16 protein-coding genes are annotated in these 21,639 nt (G+C 43.9%); 5 read left to right on the forward strand and 11 right to left on the reverse strand.

What is annotated here, in order from left to right:
• Window positions 1-29: 29 nt before the first annotated feature.
• Window positions 30-1,037 (reverse strand): FecCD family ABC transporter permease, encoded by a 1,008-nt coding sequence (locus AOX59_RS08650; protein WP_418000787.1) that lies wholly within the window; start codon window positions 1,035-1,037, stop codon window positions 30-32.
• Between the two features lie 5 nt (window positions 1,038-1,042).
• Window positions 1,043-2,062 (reverse strand): FecCD family ABC transporter permease, encoded by a 1,020-nt coding sequence (locus AOX59_RS08655; RefSeq protein ID WP_068444689.1) that lies wholly within the window; start codon window positions 2,060-2,062, stop codon window positions 1,043-1,045.
• Between the two features lie 305 nt (window positions 2,063-2,367).
• Between AOX59_RS08655 and AOX59_RS08660 the strand changes: the two genes are divergently transcribed.
• Complete coding sequence (locus AOX59_RS08660; protein WP_068444692.1) at window positions 2,368-3,333, forward strand: ABC transporter substrate-binding protein; 966 nt, start codon at window positions 2,368-2,370, stop codon at window positions 3,331-3,333.
• Between the two features lie 533 nt (window positions 3,334-3,866).
• Here the strand turns inward: AOX59_RS08660 and AOX59_RS08665 are convergent.
• Window positions 3,867-4,232, reverse strand: coding sequence for a YisL family protein (locus AOX59_RS08665; protein WP_068444695.1), 366 nt, complete (start codon window positions 4,230-4,232; stop codon window positions 3,867-3,869).
• Window positions 4,233-4,445: 213 nt separating this feature from the next.
• Between AOX59_RS08665 and AOX59_RS08670 the strand changes: the two genes are divergently transcribed.
• Window positions 4,446-5,642, forward strand: coding sequence for an ornithine--oxo-acid transaminase (locus AOX59_RS08670; RefSeq protein WP_068444697.1), 1,197 nt, complete (start codon window positions 4,446-4,448; stop codon window positions 5,640-5,642).
• Between the two features lie 76 nt (window positions 5,643-5,718).
• Here AOX59_RS08670 and AOX59_RS08675 read toward each other — a convergent pair whose 3' ends face one another.
• From AOX59_RS08675 to AOX59_RS08695, 5 genes are all read right to left on the reverse strand, one after another.
• The gene (locus AOX59_RS08675) at window positions 5,719-6,891 is read right to left on the reverse strand and encodes a DUF418 domain-containing protein (RefSeq protein ID WP_068444701.1); all 1,173 of its coding nucleotides are present in this window, start codon (window positions 6,889-6,891) and stop codon (window positions 5,719-5,721) included.
• Between the two features lie 415 nt (window positions 6,892-7,306).
• Complete coding sequence (gene addA, locus AOX59_RS08680) at window positions 7,307-11,026, reverse strand: helicase-exonuclease AddAB subunit AddA (RefSeq protein WP_068444702.1); 3,720 nt, start codon at window positions 11,024-11,026, stop codon at window positions 7,307-7,309.
• A complete protein-coding gene (addB, locus tag AOX59_RS08685; RefSeq protein WP_068444705.1) occupies window positions 11,026-14,514 on the reverse strand; it encodes a helicase-exonuclease AddAB subunit AddB in 3,489 nt (1,162 codons plus the stop codon). The genes addA and addB overlap by 1 nt, the downstream gene beginning before the upstream one ends.
• A gap of 365 nt (window positions 14,515-14,879) precedes the next feature.
• Window positions 14,880-15,434 (reverse strand): signal peptidase I, encoded by a 555-nt coding sequence (gene lepB / locus AOX59_RS08690; RefSeq protein ID WP_068444709.1) that lies wholly within the window; start codon window positions 15,432-15,434, stop codon window positions 14,880-14,882.
• A gap of 135 nt (window positions 15,435-15,569) precedes the next feature.
• Window positions 15,570-16,232, reverse strand: a complete 663-nt coding sequence (locus AOX59_RS08695; protein ID WP_068444713.1) for a TVP38/TMEM64 family protein — start codon at window positions 16,230-16,232, stop codon at window positions 15,570-15,572.
• 247 nt (window positions 16,233-16,479) lie between these two features.
• Between AOX59_RS08695 and AOX59_RS08700 the strand changes: the two genes are divergently transcribed.
• Window positions 16,480-16,869, forward strand: coding sequence for a YhjD family protein (locus tag AOX59_RS08700; protein WP_068444715.1), 390 nt, complete (start codon window positions 16,480-16,482; stop codon window positions 16,867-16,869).
• Here the strand turns inward: AOX59_RS08700 and AOX59_RS08705 are convergent.
• The 3 genes from AOX59_RS08705 to AOX59_RS08715 form a co-directional block, all read right to left on the reverse strand.
• Window positions 16,817-17,338, reverse strand: coding sequence for a competence protein ComK (locus AOX59_RS08705; protein WP_068444718.1), 522 nt, complete (start codon window positions 17,336-17,338; stop codon window positions 16,817-16,819). The two genes, AOX59_RS08700 and AOX59_RS08705, sit on opposite strands and share 53 nt — an antisense overlap.
• 294 nt (window positions 17,339-17,632) lie before the next feature.
• The gene (locus AOX59_RS08710) at window positions 17,633-18,628 is read right to left on the reverse strand and encodes a lipoate--protein ligase (protein WP_068444720.1); all 996 of its coding nucleotides are present in this window, start codon (window positions 18,626-18,628) and stop codon (window positions 17,633-17,635) included.
• Window positions 18,629-18,699: 71 nt separating this feature from the next.
• On the reverse strand, window positions 18,700-19,434 hold the full coding sequence (locus AOX59_RS08715; RefSeq protein WP_068444723.1) for an MBL fold metallo-hydrolase: 735 nt from the start codon (window positions 19,432-19,434) through the stop codon (window positions 18,700-18,702).
• Window positions 19,435-19,537: 103 nt separating this feature from the next.
• Between AOX59_RS08715 and yhfH the strand changes: the two genes are divergently transcribed.
• Both yhfH and pepF read left to right on the forward strand, forming a co-directional pair.
• Window positions 19,538-19,666, forward strand: a complete 129-nt coding sequence (yhfH, locus tag AOX59_RS19205) for a protein YhfH (protein ID WP_082684165.1) — start codon at window positions 19,538-19,540, stop codon at window positions 19,664-19,666.
• Window positions 19,667-19,803: 137 nt separating this feature from the next.
• Window positions 19,804-21,609, forward strand: coding sequence for an oligoendopeptidase F (gene pepF / locus AOX59_RS08720; RefSeq protein ID WP_068444726.1), 1,806 nt, complete (start codon window positions 19,804-19,806; stop codon window positions 21,607-21,609).
• Window positions 21,610-21,639: the final 30 nt, after the last annotated feature.

Raw genomic sequence — 21,639 nt, forward strand, 5'->3', positions numbered from 1 at the left:
TGCCGGTATTCCGCTATTGTCTTTAAAATTCATTTTTCCCTGATTAACAAATATATAAAATACGGGGTACTGAGAATGGCTACAACGATTCCAACCGGTATTTCCATTGGTGTCAATAAATTTTTCCCAATCGTATCAGACACCATTAAAAGCAAGCCACCCATCAAAGCTGAAATCGGAATGGTATATTGATGTAATGGTCCGATAATTCTTCGGGTAATATGTGGTACAACCAGTCCCAAAAAGGCAATGGCACCGCCGGCTGCAACACTTGCACCGGCCAGGGCAACCGCTATAATCAGCAGCACACGTCGATCGCTTTCCACTTTTGATCCAAGTCCTTCTGCAATGTCGTCCCCAAAATTCAGTACATTCAGTGTGTTCGATTTTTGAAGGGCGTATGGGACAAGTATCAGTATCCACGGCAATAGCGCAAGCACAAAAGTCCAGTTGGCATTCCATATATCGCCGGACAGCCATACAGTTGCCTGGCGAAAGTCCTGCGGGTTCATCTTCAGCTGCAGAATAACCAATGCCGCGGAGAATCCTGCATTAATACCTATTCCCACAAGCACCAGCCTGATTGGGTTGACACCATTTTTCCATGCCAGTACATAGATCAACAGGGCTGCTAATAAAGCACCTAACAACGCAAATAATGGCATAATAAGAACAGAGAAAACACTGCCGATTGAATCCTGTAAAAAGAATATGAATAAAACAACTGCAAATCCAGCTCCCGTATTAATGCCCAAAATACCTGGTTCAGCCAGATCATTTTGCGTGATACTCTGCAGTATAGCACCGGACACTGCCAGACCCGTGCCTATTAAGAGGGCTAAAACAATTCTTGGCAAACGAAACTCGAATAATACCAGTTCCTGCCGATCTGTTCCGCTTCCCAGCAATGTTCGAATGACTTCCTGCGGCGAAATATTGATCACGCCTGTTCCCAAAGTAACAAAAAACATAACGACAATTAACAGAATCAATAACACCATTACACCCGTAAACGAGCTCGTTTTGTGCTTGTTCATCCGGATCATTTTTTATCACCCCCACTGCTTCCCCTGGCAAGATAGAGGAAAAAAGGAACGCCGATAAGTGATGTTATCGCACCAACAGGCGTTTCATATGGTGCATTGATCAGCCGCGAAACAACGTCCGACAAAACGAGCAATAGTGCGCCGAATAATGCTGAGACAGGAATAATCCACCGGTAATCTGTCCCCATTATAAAACGTGTCATATGTGGAATAATAAGCCCGATAAAACCAATTGCACCCGCAACAGATACAGCTGCACCCGTCAATAACAGAACGGTTATAATCCCCATTATTTTAATCACGATATTATTTTGGCCAAGCCCTGCAGCCACATCTTCGCCCAGATTAAGTACGGTCATCGATTTGGAAATCATGAGCGCAATCAACATCCCGACAGCACCAGAAATAAGCAAAACCTGGATTGACGCCCAGTCTGTCCCGGCTAATCCGCCTGCCATCCAGAATCCCAGCTGCTTTTCCAGCTGAAAATGAAGCGCGATCACCGATGAAAGCGAACTTAACAATGTACCGATCGCAACTCCGGCTAATGCAAGTTTAACCGGCGTCAGACCACCCGGCGAAATAGAACCAATCATAAAAATTAATATGACGGTAACTCCGGCGCCTGCAAAAGAAGCAAGTGTCATCCCGAAGTTTGATACAGCCGGATAAAAAGCCATCACTAATACAAGTGCAAACGCCGCTCCATTTGTCACCCCCATAATAGAGGGTGATGCTAAAGAATTGCGTGTCAAACCTTGCATAACCGCACCCGACACCGCTAAAAAAGCACCTGTCATTACAGCCGCTAAAGCTCTCGGTAATCGTAACTCCTGAATCACCTGATGGGATGTAACGTTATCATTAAAGTTAAAAACTGCCTGCCAGATAATCGATAAATGAATATCTGCCGCTCCTAAGGACACCGAAAGACCTATGGAAAAGACTAAAACGATTATTGTCAAAATCACTATCATTAATTTGAGAAACTTTGATTGCTGTATAATGGATAACATGATTTACTCCTATAAGAGGCTGTTTAAAAAGTCCGGTAACAATAGCACATCGAATTTTTACGTGCGACGTGGCGCTGTCGCAGTTTTTCCTTGTCCTGTGGCAACGCCTTCCGAGATTCGCATCCAGCAAGCCCGAACGAATCGAATTTTTACGGGCAGCTGATTCCCCCACTTACCTTTCCTAAATCCCTATGTTGGAGCGGAGAATCTTGCTGCTTGTTAAGACGGAAAAACAATTGACATAGCAATTGAAAATGATTATCATTATCGCTAGAAAATTATTATAACATAAAGGAGACTTACATATGCGAGAAATAAACAAATCCCGTTTATTCATAACAGGTTTTTTATTGCTATTAACGTTGCTGATTACCGCCTGTAACGGCAATGATACTGGCAGCAATTCAGATTCTGGTGATCAGGGTAACAATCAGACATCTGAGGTGACATTGGATAGTGCTAAGGGCGAAGTGACAATCCCCGGAAATGCTGAGCGTATCATCGCCCCTTTCCATGAAGATGCATTACTTGCATTAGGTGTTAAGCCGACAGCTAAATGGGCAATCGGGCAAACACTGCAGGGTTATCTGGAAGAACAGCTAAAAGATGTTCCAAAACTTGAATGGAACATGCCTCAGGAACAAGTGCTGAAGCATGAACCGGATTTACTCATTTTAGAAAATGGCACTGACAGTTATGAAGGGTCCTATGAAGATTATCAAAAAATCGCCCCAACATATGTTATGACCAAGGAAACAACCAATAACTGGCGCAAGCAAATCGAAACGTTCGGCAAAATACTTGGCAAGGAATCAAAAGCAGATAAAGTCCTAAATCAATATGATGATAAAGTTGCCAACGCGAAAGAAACATTAAACAACGCAATCGGTGATGAAACAGTCGCAGCTATATGGGCTAAAGGCGATCAATTCTTTCTATTTGAACAAGACCGCCACAGCGCAGAAGTACTTTATTCCGAACTTGGTATCAACCAGCCGGAATTAGTCAAGAACCTTGGCAATGCTCAAACGCAATGGAACCCTATCTCCCTGGAAAAACTTTCTCAATTAAAAGCTGATCATGTATTTCTTTTGGCCGAAAAAGGTGAACCGGGACTGCAAACCCTAAAGGATAGCAGCGTTTGGCAAAGTACACCCGCAGTTGAAAATAGCAACGTCTATACGATAAATGAATCAAGTAACTGGACAAATAAAGGATTAATTGCATCCGAAAAAACAATCGATGACGTGCTTGAAACGCTGACCGAATAACCCTCTTCTATTATAAACAATGTCACAGGTAAAGCGAAACTTCATTCAGTGGGGGCTTTTCCCACTGAATGTTAGTTGAGCAGAATCGGACATTTAGAGTCAGTTACCCGGTGTTCTTTAGCGGGTTACTGACTTTTACATGCGGGGTAAAGCGAAACTTCATTCAGTGGGGGCTTTTTCCACTGAATGTTAGTTGAGCAGAATCGGACATTTAGAGTCAGTTACCCGGTGTTCTTTAGCGGGTTACTGACTTTTACATGCGGGGTAAAGCGAAACTTCATTCAGTGGGGGCTTTTTCCACTGAATGTTAGTTGAGCAGAATCGGACATTTAGAGTCAGTTACCCGGTGTTCTTTAGCGGGTTACTGACTTTTACATGCGGGGTAAAAACGTCATGGATTTTCCTGAAACCATGACAACTTTTGCTTTAGTGTACGACTGTCATCATAGAGCGTAAGTTCCGGTGAGAATTTGAGCATAAACAATTTTAAAAGGACCTCCCCATTTATGGAAAAGTCCTTGTTCTTGTGCAGCTTATGGTAAAAATCCAAAACCTAACCGGCCGAAACCGAGAATAAGTGTCAGGAGAACAGCGATGACAAGCTGAATCCACCAGCTTTTCGTCGGCTCTTCCCTGCCGGATTTCAAACTGATCATTTCCATCGCAAAAATAGCCCATATGCCTGCAAGTCCTTTAAAGATCGCCTCTCCCATTTGTGCACCGTTAAAATAGGCTGCAAGCAAGTCGCCTCCGGAATATAAAATTAATAAATAATCCAGCCGTAGAATCATTTGAACAATTTTAGCCGCTTTTGCTTTGCCTGCTTTATTGAGGGCAATCACAACTATAAACAAAATGAATGCCAGAACCCATGACGTTACGTGCAAGTGTGTAGTCATTTTTCTTTCCTCCTTGAATCATGCATTTACGTGACAAAAGGCTGTTCAAAACGAAAATTCCCTTCCTGAACAACCCTGATATCGTAACATCTATCTTAACACGTCCAGACGATATAATCATTTGAAAATTTATTGAACAGCCTACGGGAAGTAAATTAAAGTAAAAACTGTTATACTAATTAGTGAGTCGCATTTTTAATTCGGAGGGATAATATGGCAAAATCAAGTCAGGAAATTATTGATCAGACGCAGGAGTACGGTGCCAAAAACTATCATCCGCTGCCTGTTGTCATAGAAAAAGCAGAAGGTGTCTGGGTTGAAGATCCTGAAGGCAACCGTTACATGGATATGCTAAGTTCCTATTCCGCACTGAATCAGGGCCATCGTCACCCGAAGATTATCGATGCATTAAAACAACAGGCAGATAAACTCACCCTGACATCCCGTGCGTTTCACAACGACCAGCTTGGTCCATGGTTTGAAAAAGTATGCAAAATGACGAACAAAGAAATGACACTGCCAATGAACACCGGCGCGGAAGCAGTTGAAACAGCGATTAAAGCTGTCCGCCGCTGGGCATATGACGTCAAAGGTGTTCCTGAAGGCAAAGCCGAAATCATCGCCGTTGAAGGCAATTTCCACGGCCGTACGATGACAGCTGTTTCCCTCTCATCAGAAGAAGAATATCAGCGCGGATTCGGTCCATTACTTCCGGGCATCAAAACAATTCCATACGGGGATATTGATGCATTAAAAGAAGCCATTAATGAAAATACAGCCGGCTTTCTGTTTGAGCCGATTCAAGGGGAAGCAGGCATCAATATGCCGCCTGAAGGATTCTTAAAAGAAGCCTATGATGTCTGTGCCGAAAACAACGTATTGTATATGGCCGATGAAATCCAGTCAGGCCTGGCACGCACAGGCAAGATGTTCGCATGTGACTGGGAAAACGTAACACCGGATGTGCTGATTTTAGGTAAAGCATTGGGCGGCGGCGTCTTCCCAATATCCTGCGTTGTTGCCAATCAAGACATCCTCGGTGTCTTCAACCCGGGTTCACACGGGTCAACTTTCGGCGGCAATCCGCTCGCATGTGCCGTTTCAACAGCAGCACTCGAAGTACTTGAAGAAGAAAATTTAGCAGATCGCTCCCAGGAACTTGGAAATTACATGATGGAAGAATTGAAAAGTATCAGCAATCCAAAGATTAAAGAAGTGCGGGGCAAAGGCTTGTTTATCGGTGTTGAATTGACCGAATCAGCACGTCCGTACTGTGAAGCATTAAAAGAAAAAGGACTGCTTTGCAAGGAAACACATGAAAACGTCATCCGCTTTGCCCCGCCGCTTATTATTGAAAAAGCAGATTTAGACTGGGCTATTGACCGGATAAAAGAAGTATTGAGTGCGTAACAGAAAATACAGGCTGCTCTTATCTCATAAAGAACAGCCTGTATTATTATTGTATGCTTTCAGCAAGCCAAGGCGGCTATTCCCTGTTCCTTAGCGGCTGCATTTCCTTATACGTTAAACTCCGCCACAACCACTCAAGCGGGCCAAACCGATACATGGAAAGCCACCATTTGCTGAAAAATATCTGTGCAGTATAAACCAGCGCTACAATCCCCATCGCTTCAACCGGTCTCACTGATCCGTACAGACCGAATCCAATCCCATAAAACAGCACAAAGCAGATAAGTGATTGCAGAATATAGTTGCTCATCGACATGCGACCGACAAAGCTGAATGGCTTAAGCAGCTTTTTGCCAAATTGACTTTGGCCAAGCAATGTTATCGAAAATAAGTAAAACAGTGCTGATGCGGTTCCGCCAAGATTATCCTGGGCGTATGAAAACCACTCGGGATTGTCGAATAAATAGGGTCCTGCCTTCAGCATACCGAAAAAAATCAAACTGATCAGCCATCCTCTCCTCAGCTCTTGTCTGAATTCAGCCGGACGATGCAGCCAGCGTTTTTTGCCCAGATACATCCCAAACAGAAACAGCGGCAATAACGTCGTCCCCAGAAGCATATAAGAAAACACGCTATTCGAATACAACCAGTCATTCAGATTCTGTCCAAGGATCGCCGTCAGATTATCACTGGCATAATTATCCATAGCAAGATAGATTCCTGATGTGTTGGCACTGCCCAGTAAATCCTTCGCGTTATAAAGCGTCAGCGTATATAAGCTGACACTGGCAAAAAGGATGAGCGAACCCCAAGTCAGGATTGTTTTTTCATCATTGAATATAAAGGCAATGACAAACAATCCGATGATGCCATAGGATAATAGAATATCACCATGCCAAATTAAAAAGGCATGAACCAAACCAAATCCGATTAATATCAATAGTCTGCGGAATATGAAAGGTTGAACCGCAATCGCTTTTTCCTCGAGCCGTTCTTTTAAAATTTGCAGGCCAAAACCAAAAAGAATCGAGAATAATGTATAGAAACTCGCCTGAAAGAAAATGTCAATCAAGATTTGCACAGACTGATCAATTGTATTATCCCAAGCCTCCATGCCACCTCCGTACAAAAAATACGGGGCAGAAAAAGCGCCGATATTCACAATAAAAATACCTAAAATGGCAAATCCCCTTGCTGCATCGATCCACGTCATACGTTCAGATTTTTTTAATGGTGCTGCAGTCTGCATGATTTTCACGTCCCCCAATAAACAGTCTGCTTAAATTATAGTTAAGGAGGACATCAAAATGCCAGCAAAACCTTATTTCCATTTTAAAACCCTCAGCTCGCGCCTCGTTTTTCCACAGATCAGGCCACCCAGCTTAGTTAGTGCTCTGTCATCTTTGTTATGTTCTTCTTCCGGCGCATTATTTTTGACATCTTCCTTGTGAATACCCCCTCCCTTTATTCTGTAACAAATTTGTCATACAGAAAAACTTCATTCAACAGGGTGTTCTTCCCGGTTGAATGTTAGTTGAGCAGAATCGGGCATGTAATGGTCAGTAACCCGCCGTTCTTCGGCGGGTTACTGACCATTACATGCGTGGAAGAGCGAAACTTCAATCAGCGAAAATGTTGCTGCCTTTTGCCTCCGCGAAAAACGTTCAAATTTTCAATTCCAGTTGACGGTCAAAGAAATAAAGATGAGCTGTCGCAACAGATTCTTTCCAAATCGATTCCAATGCCTGTTTATAAAGCTTCATCTGCACGTCGTAACGCCTGGAAAGATCGCCCTTTTTATCCTCAGTGACCTCACCTGTGATGGCGTCCGTCTTATAGTCCAAAATTATCCAACCATCGTCCTTGGGCATAACACAGTCAATCACCCCTTGGACCAGTACACGCTCATCCGTTTCGCTCGTCCATTTTGCATAAATTTCTGATGCCGGCAGTGTCAAACTGAACGGAACTTCACGATAAATGACCGGAGCATTGATGACCATTTGCCCGAAGTCGGTGGTAAAAAATGCTTCAACAGCCAATATATCAATGGCGTCTGCCTCCTGCCTTGTCAGTATTTCACGTTCAACCAGCGACTCAACGAATTCCTCAATCGCATTACCCGGCATCGGTTTATCCAATGGTATGTGCTGCATGACTGTATGCATGGCGGTACCCCGTTCTGCAGCCGTTATCGATTGTTGTTTTTGCATAAAGGCAGGCCGTTTTATAATCGGCGGCCGGTAGGTCTGAACAAGCTGATCATCACTGTATTCATCCTTTATCTCACGCTGCCGCTTGATTTCTGTAACGGTCTGTTTGGCTCGGGAATGCGCGGCTTCCTCATATGGGTAAACATAGGACAACCGATTGTCGACGGCTTGGTGATAAATATTATCGTCTAATTCAAGCGCTTCCCAGTTCACAATGTTCTCTTTCAGCTCGTTTGATTCCCGCGCAAGCTCTTCATCCAAATTCGCATAATAACTTCCATGGACGACAGATACATTCCATTCTGACGGGTCCAGACGAATGGCCTCAAGCACCTGGTCTGAAAGCTCCATCGAACGCAAGGTCTCACCGGATTGATGGCGGATTAGGGCCGGGCCGATCCAATCCAAATAGGTTTTCGATGACACACGATAGTGCGCGGGTAATACCCAGTCAGTGTGGTTAATAATCTGTTCCCACTTTTCCTGCTTTTTGGTGAAAGATGAGACATTACCGATCATCAGCAGTTTTTCTTTTGCCCGAGTCAGCGCCACGTACAATACCCGCATCTCCTCTGCCAGCGATTCACGCCGCTTCTTTTCTTTTAAAGCATGATAAAACAGCGTCGGATACATAATCCGCTTGACTGGATCGATAAATTTACTGGCAAAACCAAGGTCTTTATGCAATAAATAGCGCGCATTTAAATCCTGCAAATTAAACTGCTTATCCATAGCTCCAAGAATCACAACAGGGAATTCAAGCCCCTTGCTTTTATGGATGGTCATAATCCTTACCACATCTTCCTGTTCACTGAGCGCCCGTGCTGCCCCCAAATCATCGCCGCGCTCTTCCATGCGTTCTATAAACCTCAGAAAACGGAACAAACCGCGAAACGACGTTGTCTCATAGCCGCGTGCGCGATCATAAAGCGCCCTTAGATTAGCCTGACGCTGCCGTCCCCCAGGCATGCCGCCGACAAAATCATAGTAGCCGGTTTCGCGATAAATTTGCCAGATCAGCTCTGATAACGCCCCTTGCCGTGAAGCAACACGATAGCGCTCAAGATTTTCTAGAAAATCACCTGTTTTAATGGCCGTATCATCACGATTTTGCTTATGAAACGCTTTTAACGCGTCATAATAACCACCATGTCTATCGGCCAGACGTACGCGTCCAAGTTCTTCTTCATTCAAACCAACGATTGGTGATTTTAATACTGAGGCGAGCGGGATGTCCTGCCTTGGATTATCAATCACTTTCAGCAGATTAATCATGATTTTGACTTCCATTGCTTCAAAATAACCTGTGGAAAGTTCAGCATAAACAGGAATTCCCTGTTTTTTCAATTCATCCATAATCGCCGGCGCCCACGTCATCGAACGCAGCAATATGACAACATCACGGTATTGCATATCCCGCTGGGCATCGGTTGTTTTATCGTAAACCTGGAGTGGTGCGGCTTCCTTCTTTCCGATCCATCCTTTGATTTTTTCGGCGTATGCCCGTGCCTCAAGCTGAGCTTTTTCCAGATCCTGATAGTCCTCTTCTTCCGGTGAAAGATCCTCTTTCTCTTCAGGCGACTCACGGTCAATGATGACAAGCTCCGGTTCGGGTTCCGGGTGCGGCAGTGCATCATACCGGTTATTGGCGTAAATCAGTTCGGCATCTTTATCGTAGCTGATCTCACCCAACGCTTCATCCAGAATCTGCCGGAAGACGTAATTTGTCCCTGTGAGGATTTGTTCACGGCTTCGGAAATTGCTTGCGAGATCGATCCGTTTTGCAGCCAGTTCTTCGTTTGCAAAACGTTTGTATTTATCAATAAACAGAGATGGCTCAGCATGACGGAACCGGTAGATGCTTTGTTTAACATCACCGACCATAAACCTATTCCCCGGACCGCTGGAATCACTTATCAGCGAGAGAATTGTTTCCTGGACAAGGTTCGTATCCTGGTATTCATCGATCAGAAGCTCTGTGAACTGCTCTCTTAAGCTAACAGTTACATTGGATGGTATCACATTCGCCTCATCTGATGATTCATCCATTAAAAGCTCGAGGCAAAAATGTTCCAGATCGGAAAAATCCACGATCCCCCGTTCCCGTTTTTCCTCGCTGAATCTGTCTTTGAACTGCTTCACCAATTCAGCCAGCTGCCTGATGACAGGGGCTAAAGTCTGCATATCAGCAACATGATTTTCCAAATCACGGCTGAACCAGTTGTCTTTCATTTTTTCCCAGCGGTCTTTATAATTTTTTCTTAGCGTTTTCGCATATTCTTGTTTCGTTTTATCACAATCGACGCTCTTGCCGGATAACCTGTCAAATGAACGTGATGTCATAAACGCCTGCAAATCCTTCCATGATGATTTTCTTGCCTGTGCTTCATGCAATAATTCAAAATCAGATTCAATCGTATCGGCATAATGATAAGGGCCGTCATTTTCCCGTGTCAGCTCCATGGCAAGGTGCATTTGCTGATGGATGGCATCAAACTGGTTTTGCACTTCTTGTTTGATGATGTCGAGCCAGTTTAAATCATCCTCCTGCCAGTTATCCGGAATGTCATAGGCATCCGCCAGCTCCTCAAGCCATTTAGCCGGCCGGGGATTTTGCATGGCGAAGTTATATAATTTGAAAATAAGGTCTTCAACATCGGCATCACTGCGGTCACTGGAAAAACGGTCAACAACCGAAAAGAAGTTTTCCTGTTCCGCTCCTTCTTTTCCATACCATTCTTCTAACAGATTATCACTCACTTCCTGCTTGATTAAATCGGCTTCCATATCATCAGCAATTCGAAAGCCAGGATCAATATCCAGCAGGTACGCGTACTGTCTGACGATATCCAAACAAAATGAATGCAATGTGGAAATCGAAGCTCGCTGCAGGAGTGATAATTGCTTCTTCAGATGCATGGAGGCAGGGTTTTCTGCCAATCGTTCTTCAAGCGCTTCTGCCACGCGGTTGCGCATTTCCTGTGCCGCTGCATTGGTAAACGTTACGACAAGCAGCGAATCAATATCCACCGGGTTTTCGTTTCGTACAAGTTTTTGGATGATTCGCTCGACAAGGACAGCTGTTTTACCTGAACCGGCAGCTGCAGCAACGAGAACATCACGTCCGTCTGTATAAATGGCTTCTTCCTGTTCTCTTGTCCAGTTGACCACTATGATTCCTCCTTCTGACGCAGCTTTTCCAAAATTTCATCGTCCTTCAAGTCTGTCAGCTTGCGGTAATTATTCTCCTCCAGAGTTGGATCAAACTGACAAACCGACCGGAAAGAGCAGAAAGTGCACGCCGTCTGCTGCTTATGCTGGAACGGATTCAGATGAACACCGCCGGATGTCATATCAATCCCTGCTTGCATCATCAGATGATGAATGTGGTCTTGAAGGCTTCGGAACGTTTCGTGATCAGCAATTCTCGAACCTTTACGGAAATCGCCATCCTTTTTCAAACCGGCAGGAATAATTTCACTGGCACCTGAGTCCAGCGAGGTGTCCATTTGCTTGACAAGCTCTTTATCAGACAGCAGCAGGCCTTGCATCTTATACTTTTTGAATAATTCCTTTTCGATTTGGTCATCCGACATCCTCTTCCCCACAGAAATCATCGGATTATGGACATGAAAATAAAGGACGCCGGCCGGGCTTGCTTTTACCCCGAGCCAATGTTCGGATTGTGACAGCACAACATCAAGATATGCCAGCATCTGAAGAGCCAGACCGTAATACACTTCTACAAGGTTCAACCCTTTTTGGCTCGATTTGTAATCAATAATCCGCAAAAATAATCCCTCGGCACTTTCCGCTTTATCAACCCGGTCAATCCGCCCGCGCAACATCAGTTCATATCCGTTTGGCAATTGCAGTGATACCGGATTGAGTGTCTGTTTGTCACCAAACCCGAGCTCGAGTCCAACGGGTGAGAATTCACTATGCCGGGACTGTTCGCTTAAAATGTAGGTTGCTCGTGTGATAACGTCCTGCAGCTTTTGCTGAATATATTTATAACGATTTGAACTGTGCAGGATCTGATGTTGCAGCACCGGTGCCAGGTTTTCAACAGCATGCCGGGCATAACCCGCACTTTCCTGATGCGTCAATTGGGCAAAATCTCTGCCCTCTGCCTGAATCCATTCGCTGATTTTTTTCAATGCTTCATGAAAAAGCTGACCAATATCCGGCGCATCAAGTTTATAAGTCTTTCGTTCTTGAAGGTTTAAGCTGTATTGGGCAAAATGCTGATAGGAACAGCGATAATAAGATTCAAGCCTTGATACACTCGCCTTGACCTGTTTCGGGTACAGCGCTTCAGTCGTTTCCCTGCTCAGATTAACCGGCAGATTCTGATAATACAAGCTTTGTAAAATGGTATATGTCGTACTGTACTTTTCATGATTGCGGATATACCAGTCCAGTACATACTGCCAGACTTTTTTAACCGGATAGCCTTTCGCACTGCGGGCCAGCTGTACAGTAAGCGCGGCCCTTGTCTTAAGGGGGGTGGTGATGAATCGCTCAGCATCATACAGTTCATCAGGCTCCTGCAAGAGAAGGTGATCACATAATGCAGGGAATAAGTCTTCAAGACGTTTAATTAATTGTGACGGCATTTTCGATTTACCTTCTTCATCACTCAGCGGATAACTGACCCATAAATAATCATTCGCCGAGGTGAAGGCGAGATACATGTAAAACCAGTCATCCAGGAGCTGACGCTGTTTGCTTTCAGCAAGATCCAAACCATGTTCGGCAAGAGTTTTGCGCTCCTGTTCATTGATCATGCCGTCCTCTGCCGGTTTCATCGGCCATGTGCCATCATTTACACCAAGCAGGAATGAACATTTCATGCCGCTGATTCGCGACCGATCAATCGTACCGACAATCACATGATCAATGCTCGGCGGCACATGGGCAAATGTCAGTGATTCAAAACCCGCTTCAATAGCCGCTCGGAATGTTCCCAGTGTCATCGTTTCACCGCCTGCCATTTCAACCATCTCATCGAACAGCTGAATGACAGCATTCCATACTTGTTCCTGTTCGCGTGCTTTTTCAATTTGGCCTTGTGCGTCATACGCCTCCCGCATCTTTTCAAGTTTTTCCGGCACACCAAGTTCCTCCAGCAGCATATAAACGATTTCGCAACGCTCGCTTACTGTTTCAGCTTTCCGGAAATCTTTATCAAATCCCTCCAAGGCCTTGGCAGCCTGACGGCGATACGCGTTAATCCGCTTCTGTGTTTCTTTTTCCGCATCCGTCTGTGCCGACCGGTCAAGACCAATAAACCGCTGGAAAACCCAGTCATCATCACGCAGCCACTGCGTACGTGAGCGGACCCCGTATTCAAGCACATAATTTTCCAGTTCATCAATCGCGTCATTATCAAGTGGATACTTAACGTCCGTTATCGGAATAAAACCGGTTTTCAACACCCGGAACACTGCATCGTATCGCCAATTCCCATCAACAACATCCATGACCGACCGAATAAATTCAATCAGTGAATGATTCAGCATACTGCGTTTTTCATCTATGAAAACAGGAATATCATAATCATTGAAAATCGTATCAATCAAATCATGATAAACGCCAGTCTGGCGGATAAAGACAGCTATATCCTGAAAGCGGTAGTGTTCTTCCCGCACCAGACGAAGAATTTCCTGAGCTGCGCCTTCCACCTCTGCACGCGGATGGACGGCTTCGGCTATCTGAATCGGGACCTCGCCTTCATACACAGGGGCAGGCCTCGTGTCAAACTGCTGTTCAAGATGGGTGAAATATGGCCGGTTATGCAGCCTGCCATTTTCCGGCTCAAGCACAATCGATTCATCGATCGGGACTGCATTTTCATGAGCGATTCTGTGCAATGCGTGACATGTTTCTTTCGTCTGATAGAATAAATCAAGTTCGGATATGCTGTCATCGTTTAAAGTATCTGTTGTCAATGCTATCGTCACCGAACGGCATTTTTTCATCAGTTCTTCAACGACGACGAGCTCTTGTGGTGAAAAACGGTGAAACCCGTCCAAATAAATGTCAGCATCATTCAGAAGTGATGCATCCTTTATTTTCTCTGCAAGCAGCTGGAGCTGATCTTCGCTGTCTACATATTTTCCTTGCAGCACGCGAATTAAATTATCATAGATGTAGGCCAAATCGTTCAGCTTGCCTTCCAATGCTGCTTCACCGGGTTCTTTATGAATAAACTTTTGTATTTGTTCGATTTGCATATAGAGCATATCCGGTGTGATGCAGTGCCGTTTGAATTCAGTGATCATGCTTTCCAGTTGTTCCAGAAATCCTTGCTTTTCAAGTGCTTTTTGAAAAACCTGCCAGTCACTTCCTTTTTCCGCAATAATTTTGCGAAGCATCATCTGGGTGCCGACCGAGCTGATAAATTGCTTTGTTGCACCGCCCGTCTCTTGCAGCACGCGCCATGCCAGGCGGGAAAAACTGAGGACCTGGGCGCGAATGCTTCCTTTGATATCCCCCTGAAACAAGGCATATTCCCGCTGAAATGTCATTTGATCCGGCACAATGTAAAAAACAGGCGTACCTTGCGGGTTATCGGCCAATTTCTTCTGGATATCATTTAATACCCAGTCACTTTTGCCTGTTCCTGCTCTGCCTAATAAAAATCGGATTCCCATTAAACCATCCCCCCTTAAAATGAAAGCCTGTTATGACTTTAAACGCAACTTGCGTTATGCAGCATGTTTCATTGAATATATTATAACCTGCAGGGAGCGTTTACTTCGCTGATTTAATGTTCCTGCGAATGCGCACCTGCCGCCTGCAGCGTGTTTGAATCTTACACATTGAACACCAATTGAACATAATAAAACCTATTTCTCATTTTATCAGAGAAATAGGTTTTATACACTTTCCGCTCGTTTTATATTTTTATCCCGCATGTAACTGGCAGTAAGACACCCATGGGGATCAACTGCCAGTAAATGTCCGATTCGTTCATCTAACAATCAGTGATGGATCCCCCACTGATTGAAGATTCACTTTATCCAAAGCTTAATTTCACTTCTGAAACGGGCCAGTATTTGATATCGACTTTTCCGACCAGTGTCTCTGCATCAATAAATCCAATTTCACGGCTGTCGAGACTGTCCTGACGATTATCACCCATGACAAACAATTTCCCTTCAGGCACCTCTTTTGAGTCTGTAACGCCTTTTAACGTGAAATCTTCCGTATACGGTCCGGTGTCATTCACATTGCGAAACGGCTCTAAAAATGGTTCCTCAACATGTTCGCCATTAATATACAGTTTATCATTTTCATAAATGATCTCATCTCCGGGAAGTCCGATAACCCGTTTCACATAATCATCCTGTTTATCAGCATGGAACACAATAATATCAAAACGATCGACCTCTGTCAGATTATACGCAACTTTATTGACCATTAATAAATTCCCGTCATATAATGTTGGCTCCATCGACTCACCGTTCACAACATAACTGGCAAAAAGCGAGGAACGGAAGATAATTGCCAGAACCAGAGCAACCAATACGACCGGGACTATCTTTTTTATATATCTTCTTTTTCTTTTCATACCGATCTTCCTCCAGGGTATTTAACTGAACCCGGCATATCAGACTCACCGGAGAGAGCGCAAATCGTTCAGCTCTTCTCCCCGAGTATTTTGATATGCCGCGTTCTATCACTTATATCAGCATACCCTGTTTGACTACTTTTTAACCTCTTCCCGCTCAGAAATCTCCTTTATGACCGTTCTTCTCTGCAGCCGCCGTTCAATATATTTCCCAAACACCCAGAACAAGCCTATGCAGATACCGACGACGATTGTTCTGACCGGATTTTGAGCAAATTCGAAAATACTTGACCCTATAAAAGCCAGAGAAAAAATCATGACCGACTTGCCGAGGAGAACTGCCAATATAAATTGCTGAACGCTGATTTTTGAAAGGCCTGACACAATATTAATCACCGATGATGGCGAGAAGGGGAAACACATCAATAGAAAGAGCGGCCCAAAGCCATGCCGTTCGACCCATACGGTTACCCGGCGAACTTGCTTATTACGGCGTATCACTTTAAATAGACGCTTGTCCCCAAGTTTCCGTATGACCCAAAATACCAGGATTGCACCACCACATGCGCCGATCCAGGAAAATATGAAACCTTTCCATAAGCCATATGCTGCTGCATTGGCAAACACAAAGACAATTAACGGCAAAAACGGAAGAAATGCTTCTATAAATGGCAATAATATACCCGGCAGCGGTCCCAGGCTTTCATATTCATTCAGTAATTCCTGAATGAATTCATCCATTTTTTCCTGTTCAAGCCACAGCCGCCAATCAGCCAGGCTGACATTTAGCAACTTCATATATTCTTTGTCCCCTTACTCAAAATCGTTTCATCATCTATTATAGCTAAATATATTTTACAGTAATCTTTACAAGCTGCATAGCAAAAATTACCAAACATTCCCTCCACTTTAGCTTGTATCAGCCGAATGAAAGATGCCTCTTTCTTATCATTTTACCTCAAATTGAGTTTTTTAGTGTATTTTTTGTTCAATTTATCATATACTGATTACAATGGAACAAATGTTCGTTATTGGAGGGGATAGTTTGCGCTACTTGAATGATGAAGAATTACAACCGGCTTCACGCTTTCTGTTTCTTTCGATGGCAATCGTGGTGATTCAGCAGGATCTCCAGACGATTGAGCAGGGGCGCTTTAAAATTAAGGAACCTTATACAAAACTTTTGGAAAAAATGCATTCCGATGCTGTAAATGAACGGAAAGAACTGCGAAAGACCATGCGGGACAAAAAAATTCAGGTTATGGCATTGAATAAAAACGATTCATTTTCCTCGTATCTATTTCTTTGCAGGGGGCGGGAAGAAAAGCGTAATTATTTTAACCCGGCCATCCGCAAAAAAGTGGAGGCGATCATACAGGAACTCATGCGAAAGGCTCTGCAACCACATCCGGATTATGCCTCTGCAGATACTTGATACGATTATCGAGTAAATAGCGGTACTGTGCTGTTCGCTGTACCTGGTTAAGCATCGAGCCAAGTGAGACAGACAGAATAATCGATTTCTGGTTTTTAAAAATGACCTCAGTCTGTCTTCCCGGCCCCTGATTGACCTGATCGATATGCGAATGGGCGATCCATGAACATTTGGTATTGGATGGAGATGTTGTCGGAAAAAAGTACATGCCGCTGGTCGGATCGATTGAAATTGGGGCTTTGTGGGTGATGCCACAAATATCACGAGTCCCGTCCTGTCTTCCCCTGAGGCTGCTTCCGAAAAACTTGCAGGCATTATCAACCATTTTACTCGGGGCATAATGTATGGAATATTCTTCCCTATCTTCCAGGATGCGTGTGGCAGTGTTCCCGTTTTCATCCTGAATTGCGATAACAGCCATGGTGAGAGGTGTTATTTCATACGATGGGGCATAATAATTATTGAGCATAATCATTCATCCTTTCATGTAAACATGAAAAGAAAGAGGCGTATCTATAATTTACCAATCAGACATAAAAATTGCAATAAAAAATTCAGTTTTTTCTTAAATTTTGACAAAAAGTTGATTGATAAAGAATTTATTTCGTATAATTTGTCAATTTTGACTGCCGCAGCCCGCATTCAAATCAAAAAATAAGCAGTCCATTTATATCGTTCTGCATTGGACTGCTTAAAGATTTATTATTTTATATCTGCTTAAATCATGCTGTTCCTTTTTAACGGCAGCCGGTTCTCATCTGTATTAATACAGCAATTTAATAAATTCATCTTTAGGAATTTTGCCGAGATAATACGACACATCGAAATCTGCCAGTGCATCTTGAATCGCTTGGCGCTCATGGCGTACGCCTATCAGTTTATTTTCAAGATCACTGATTTCACCCAATCCGAAAAAGTCGCCGTAGATTTTGCAGTTTTCAATCGTGCCGTTATTCACATCAAAGCGCACATCGACAAGCCCTGCGTCGAACTTATGGGATGCCTGCACGTTGAATTTAGGCGATTTGCCATAGTTCCATTCCCATTTTTGGTAACGGTGCTCTGAGATCTTATGAATTTCTTCCCAATCGGCGTCAGTCAGCTTATACTCCGGCACATCATTGACATTTTCCACTTCAAAAACGTGTTTTAAAATCATTTCTTTAAACTCGTCCATTGAAATCTTTTCATCAAGATATTCGGAAATGTTGGCGACACGGCTGCGAATTGATTTGATACCTTTTGATTCGATTTTTTCTTTGTTGACATTTAATGCTGAGACAACATTTTCAATTTCCGAGTCAAGCATCAGTGTACCGTGGCTGAACATACGGCCTCTTGTTGAGAACATGGCATTACCCGAGATTTTGCGGCCTTCCACAGCCAGGTCATTCCGCCCCTTCATTTCTGCCGGCACACCGACTTTGTTCAAAGCGTCCACAATCGGCTGGGTGAACTTCGCAAAATCCTGGAAGCTTTCCCCGTCATCTTTCGTGATGAAACTGAAATTAAGATTTTGCTCATCATGATAAACCGCCCCGCCGCCGGACAGACGACGAACGACTTCGATACCGTTCTCATCCACATAATCGGTGTTTATTTCTTCAACTGAATTTTGATTCCGCCCGACAATAATCGAGGGTTTATTGATATAAAACAATAAATATGTATCCTTTTCCCCGAAATTTTGCAGGATATACTCTTCAATTGCCAGATTTACAGTCGGGTCAGTGATGCCCTGGTTATCAATAAATTTCACGACTCGTGCCTCCCTTGTCATTCTAACGTCCTATTAAATAGTTTAATAAAAATATCGGTGTCAAGCAAAAATTACGATTTTTCCCACACAAGATCTTCTGCTGCCAGTTCAATACTCCCGTTGAAATATTGTTCTGCTTCTTTTACAAGGTCGTTGTTGTCACCATATTGCGGCAGATGGCTGAGAATAAGTTTTCCGGCTTTCGCTTTCTCAGCAATCATAGCGCCCTCTTTACTTGTCATATGTCCTGCGCCGGATCCGTCCTGATTTTCATAAAAATTACAGTCCGTAATCAGAAAATCAGCGTCTTTGGCAAAGTCATACCATTCTTCTTTAAAAGCTGTGTCAGCGGTATAGACAAGAACTGTCTCCCCGTCGGTAATCCGCATACCGTAACATGGCACCGGATGGTCCGTTTGCAAAAAAGTGATGGTAAACGGGCCGATTTCCAATGATTCGGCTGGATCATAGGCGATCCCTTCTGTATTTTTATGTGTTAATGACTTGAAACCTTCCTCATCTTCTGTATGCCCGTATATCGGCAGAATTTCATTGCTTTTTCGAATATACGACTGGACCAGCCATGCATACTGCAGAACGCCGATATCAGCCACATGATCGTTGTGATAATGTGACAGAATGACCGCATCAAGATCCATGACATGTTTGATCGTTTGCAGTTTGGACAATGAGCCGCTGCCGGCATCAATTAATAACGTAAAATCATCCTGTTCAAGTAAATATGCGGACGTCGCGCCACCCGGGGCAGGATACCCGCCCCAGTAGCCAACAATCGTTAATTTCATAAATTTTCACCTCAAAAATTTAAATTTTGTTGTAACACAGTATTGACATCATGCATACTGTTATAATACAATAGTTTTAACAAAATAAAGGGGATGTTAACACATGATGAACGTTGTCGAGTTTTTCCGAAATCTGCCGCGAAAAAAATGCCGCAACTGCGGTCACGAAATGTTTGAAAAAGCCGATTGTTACGGTAATCTGTGTGACGAATGTGACCACCCGGCAAGATAATTCATCTGTACCACCTTATGCTCATTGTACGCGAATCTTATACTTTCTTTCCATTGATACAGCTATTCATACAGCTGTGTCTTTTTTTGTACAAAATGTTATGATTATTTTATAGTTCGAAATAAAGGAGATTTCATATGACAATTAAACGATTGAAGCGTTCTGAAGTGCCGAATGAACAGACTTGGGACTTGACTGATTTATTCGCATCACATGAAGAGTGGGAAAACGAATTAAATGCCCTCCAGGCCAACGTCAGTGACGTCACACAATATAAGGGTCGGCTCATACAAAATCCCAAAACTATATTAAGCGGTCTGAAATCTTATGAACGTTTTGAAAAGCGCCTGATCCGTGTTGCGACTTACGCAAATCTAAAATCAGCAACCGATGGGTCAGATCCTCAAAACCAGGCGGATTCAGCCAAAGTATCATCGGTTCTTGCAGAAATCGGTGCTAAATTATCATTCGTTGAGAATGAACTGCTGGAATTGCCGAGTGATGCTATTGATCACTTGATAGAAGAAGAACCGGAACTGACAACATACCGTAAGATTCTCGAGGATATCTTCGAGAAAAAACCATTCACACTGGCACCGGAAATTGAAGAAACATTGGCAGCGCTCAGCGAGGTACATAATGCACCATTCATGATTTATGAGCGGAGCAAATCATCAGATATGACTTTTCGTTCCATAAAGGATGAAAATGGGGCAGAGCTGCCGATGTCATCCGCTCTTTACGAGGACAGCTATGAAACGTCACCGGATGCTACTATTCGTAAACAAGCATATGACGCATTCACCAGTACGTTGAATCAATATAAAAATACTTATGCTGCAGCATATGCCACCGAAGTAACGAAACAGGTTACGATGTCACGACTTCGTTCCTACGACTCCGTTACCGATATGCTGCTCCATTCGCAGCAAGTGACTAAAGATATGTATCATAACCAGCTTGATGTTATCCAACAGGAACTTGCACCTCATATGCGCCGGTTTGTCAAGCTGAAACAGGAGAAGCTCGGCCTTAGGAAGATGCATTTTTATGACTTAAAAGCACCGCTCGATCCTGATTTCAATCCTTCCACAACGTTTGAGGAAGCGACGGAAACAATACAAGAAGCACTGAAGGTTATGGGACCTGAGTACAGTGAGATTATACGAAAAGGCATCAATAATCGCTGGGTAGACCGGTCTGACAACGTTGGAAAACAGACAGGGGCGTTTTGTGCGTCACCATATGGCGTTCATCCATATATTTTAGTGACATGGACAGATACAATGCGCGGAGCATTTGTATTGGCCCATGAACTGGGGCATGCAGGGCATTTCTACCTTGCCGGTGAAAACCAGTCGCTTGTTAATACAGAACCATCCACCTATTTTGTCGAGGCGCCTTCAACATTAAACGAATTACTGCTTGCAGATCATATGATAGCCAAAACAGATGATAAACGGATGAAACGCTGGGTTATCAGCCAGCTGCTCGAAACATACTACCATAACTTTGTCACCCATCTTTTGGAAGGTGAATTCCAGCGCCGTGTATATGCATTGGCCGAATCCGGCACACCACTTACAGAAGATGTATTAACCGGGGAGAAAAAAGAAGCGCTTCAAAATTTCTGGGGCGATGCAGTGGAAATCGATGATGGCGCCGGTCTGACATGGATGCGCCAGCCGCACTATTACATGGGTTTATATCCATATACTTATTCAGCCGGACTGACAATTTCAACGGCTATGGCCGGTAAAATCCGTGAAGAAGGACAACCCGCTGTCGACCGCTGGCTTTCTGTATTAAAAGCCGGCGGAACGATGAAGCCGCTTGACTTGGCTGAAAAGGCCGGCATCGACATGTCCCAGCCTGATGCCATCAGGGAAGCTGTTGCCTACGTCGGAGAGCTGGTTGACGAACTGGAAAAGAGTTATGAATAGAAAGTCTGTGCTCCGGTGTCGGCCGGAGCA

The sequence above is a fragment of the Lentibacillus amyloliquefaciens genome (assembly GCF_001307805.1).
GTDB lineage: Bacteria > Bacillota > Bacilli > Bacillales > Amphibacillaceae > Lentibacillus > Lentibacillus amyloliquefaciens.

What these genes read in the sequence shown, in the direction of transcription:
- addB (WP_068444705.1), bottom strand. Translation starts at nt 14,514, where the DNA reads ATGGGAATCCGATTTTTATTAGGCAGAGCAGGAACAGGCAAAAGTGAC.
- yhfH (WP_082684165.1), top strand. Translation starts at nt 19,538, where the DNA reads ATGATGAACGTTGTCGAGTTTTTCCGAAATCTGCCGCGAAAAAAATGC.
- AOX59_RS08705 (WP_068444718.1), bottom strand. Translation starts at nt 17,338, where the DNA reads ATGCTCAATAATTATTATGCCCCATCGTATGAAATAACACCTCTCACC.
- AOX59_RS08650 (WP_418000787.1), bottom strand. Translation starts at nt 1,037, where the DNA reads ATGAACAAGCACAAAACGAGCTCGTTTACGGGTGTAATGGTGTTATTG.
- AOX59_RS08715 (WP_068444723.1), bottom strand. Translation starts at nt 19,434, where the DNA reads ATGAAATTAACGATTGTTGGCTACTGGGGCGGGTATCCTGCCCCGGGT.
- AOX59_RS08675 (WP_068444701.1), bottom strand. Translation starts at nt 6,891, where the DNA reads ATGCAGACTGCAGCACCATTAAAAAAATCTGAACGTATGACGTGGATC.
- pepF (WP_068444726.1), top strand. Translation starts at nt 19,804, where the DNA reads ATGACAATTAAACGATTGAAGCGTTCTGAAGTGCCGAATGAACAGACT.
- AOX59_RS08660 (WP_068444692.1), top strand. Translation starts at nt 2,368, where the DNA reads ATGCGAGAAATAAACAAATCCCGTTTATTCATAACAGGTTTTTTATTG.
- AOX59_RS08695 (WP_068444713.1), bottom strand. Translation starts at nt 16,232, where the DNA reads ATGAAGTTGCTAAATGTCAGCCTGGCTGATTGGCGGCTGTGGCTTGAA.
- AOX59_RS08670 (WP_068444697.1), top strand. Translation starts at nt 4,446, where the DNA reads ATGGCAAAATCAAGTCAGGAAATTATTGATCAGACGCAGGAGTACGGT.
- AOX59_RS08655 (WP_068444689.1), bottom strand. Translation starts at nt 2,062, where the DNA reads ATGTTATCCATTATACAGCAATCAAAGTTTCTCAAATTAATGATAGTG.
- lepB (WP_068444709.1), bottom strand. Translation starts at nt 15,434, where the DNA reads ATGAAAAGAAAAAGAAGATATATAAAAAAGATAGTCCCGGTCGTATTG.
- AOX59_RS08665 (WP_068444695.1), bottom strand. Translation starts at nt 4,232, where the DNA reads ATGACTACACACTTGCACGTAACGTCATGGGTTCTGGCATTCATTTTG.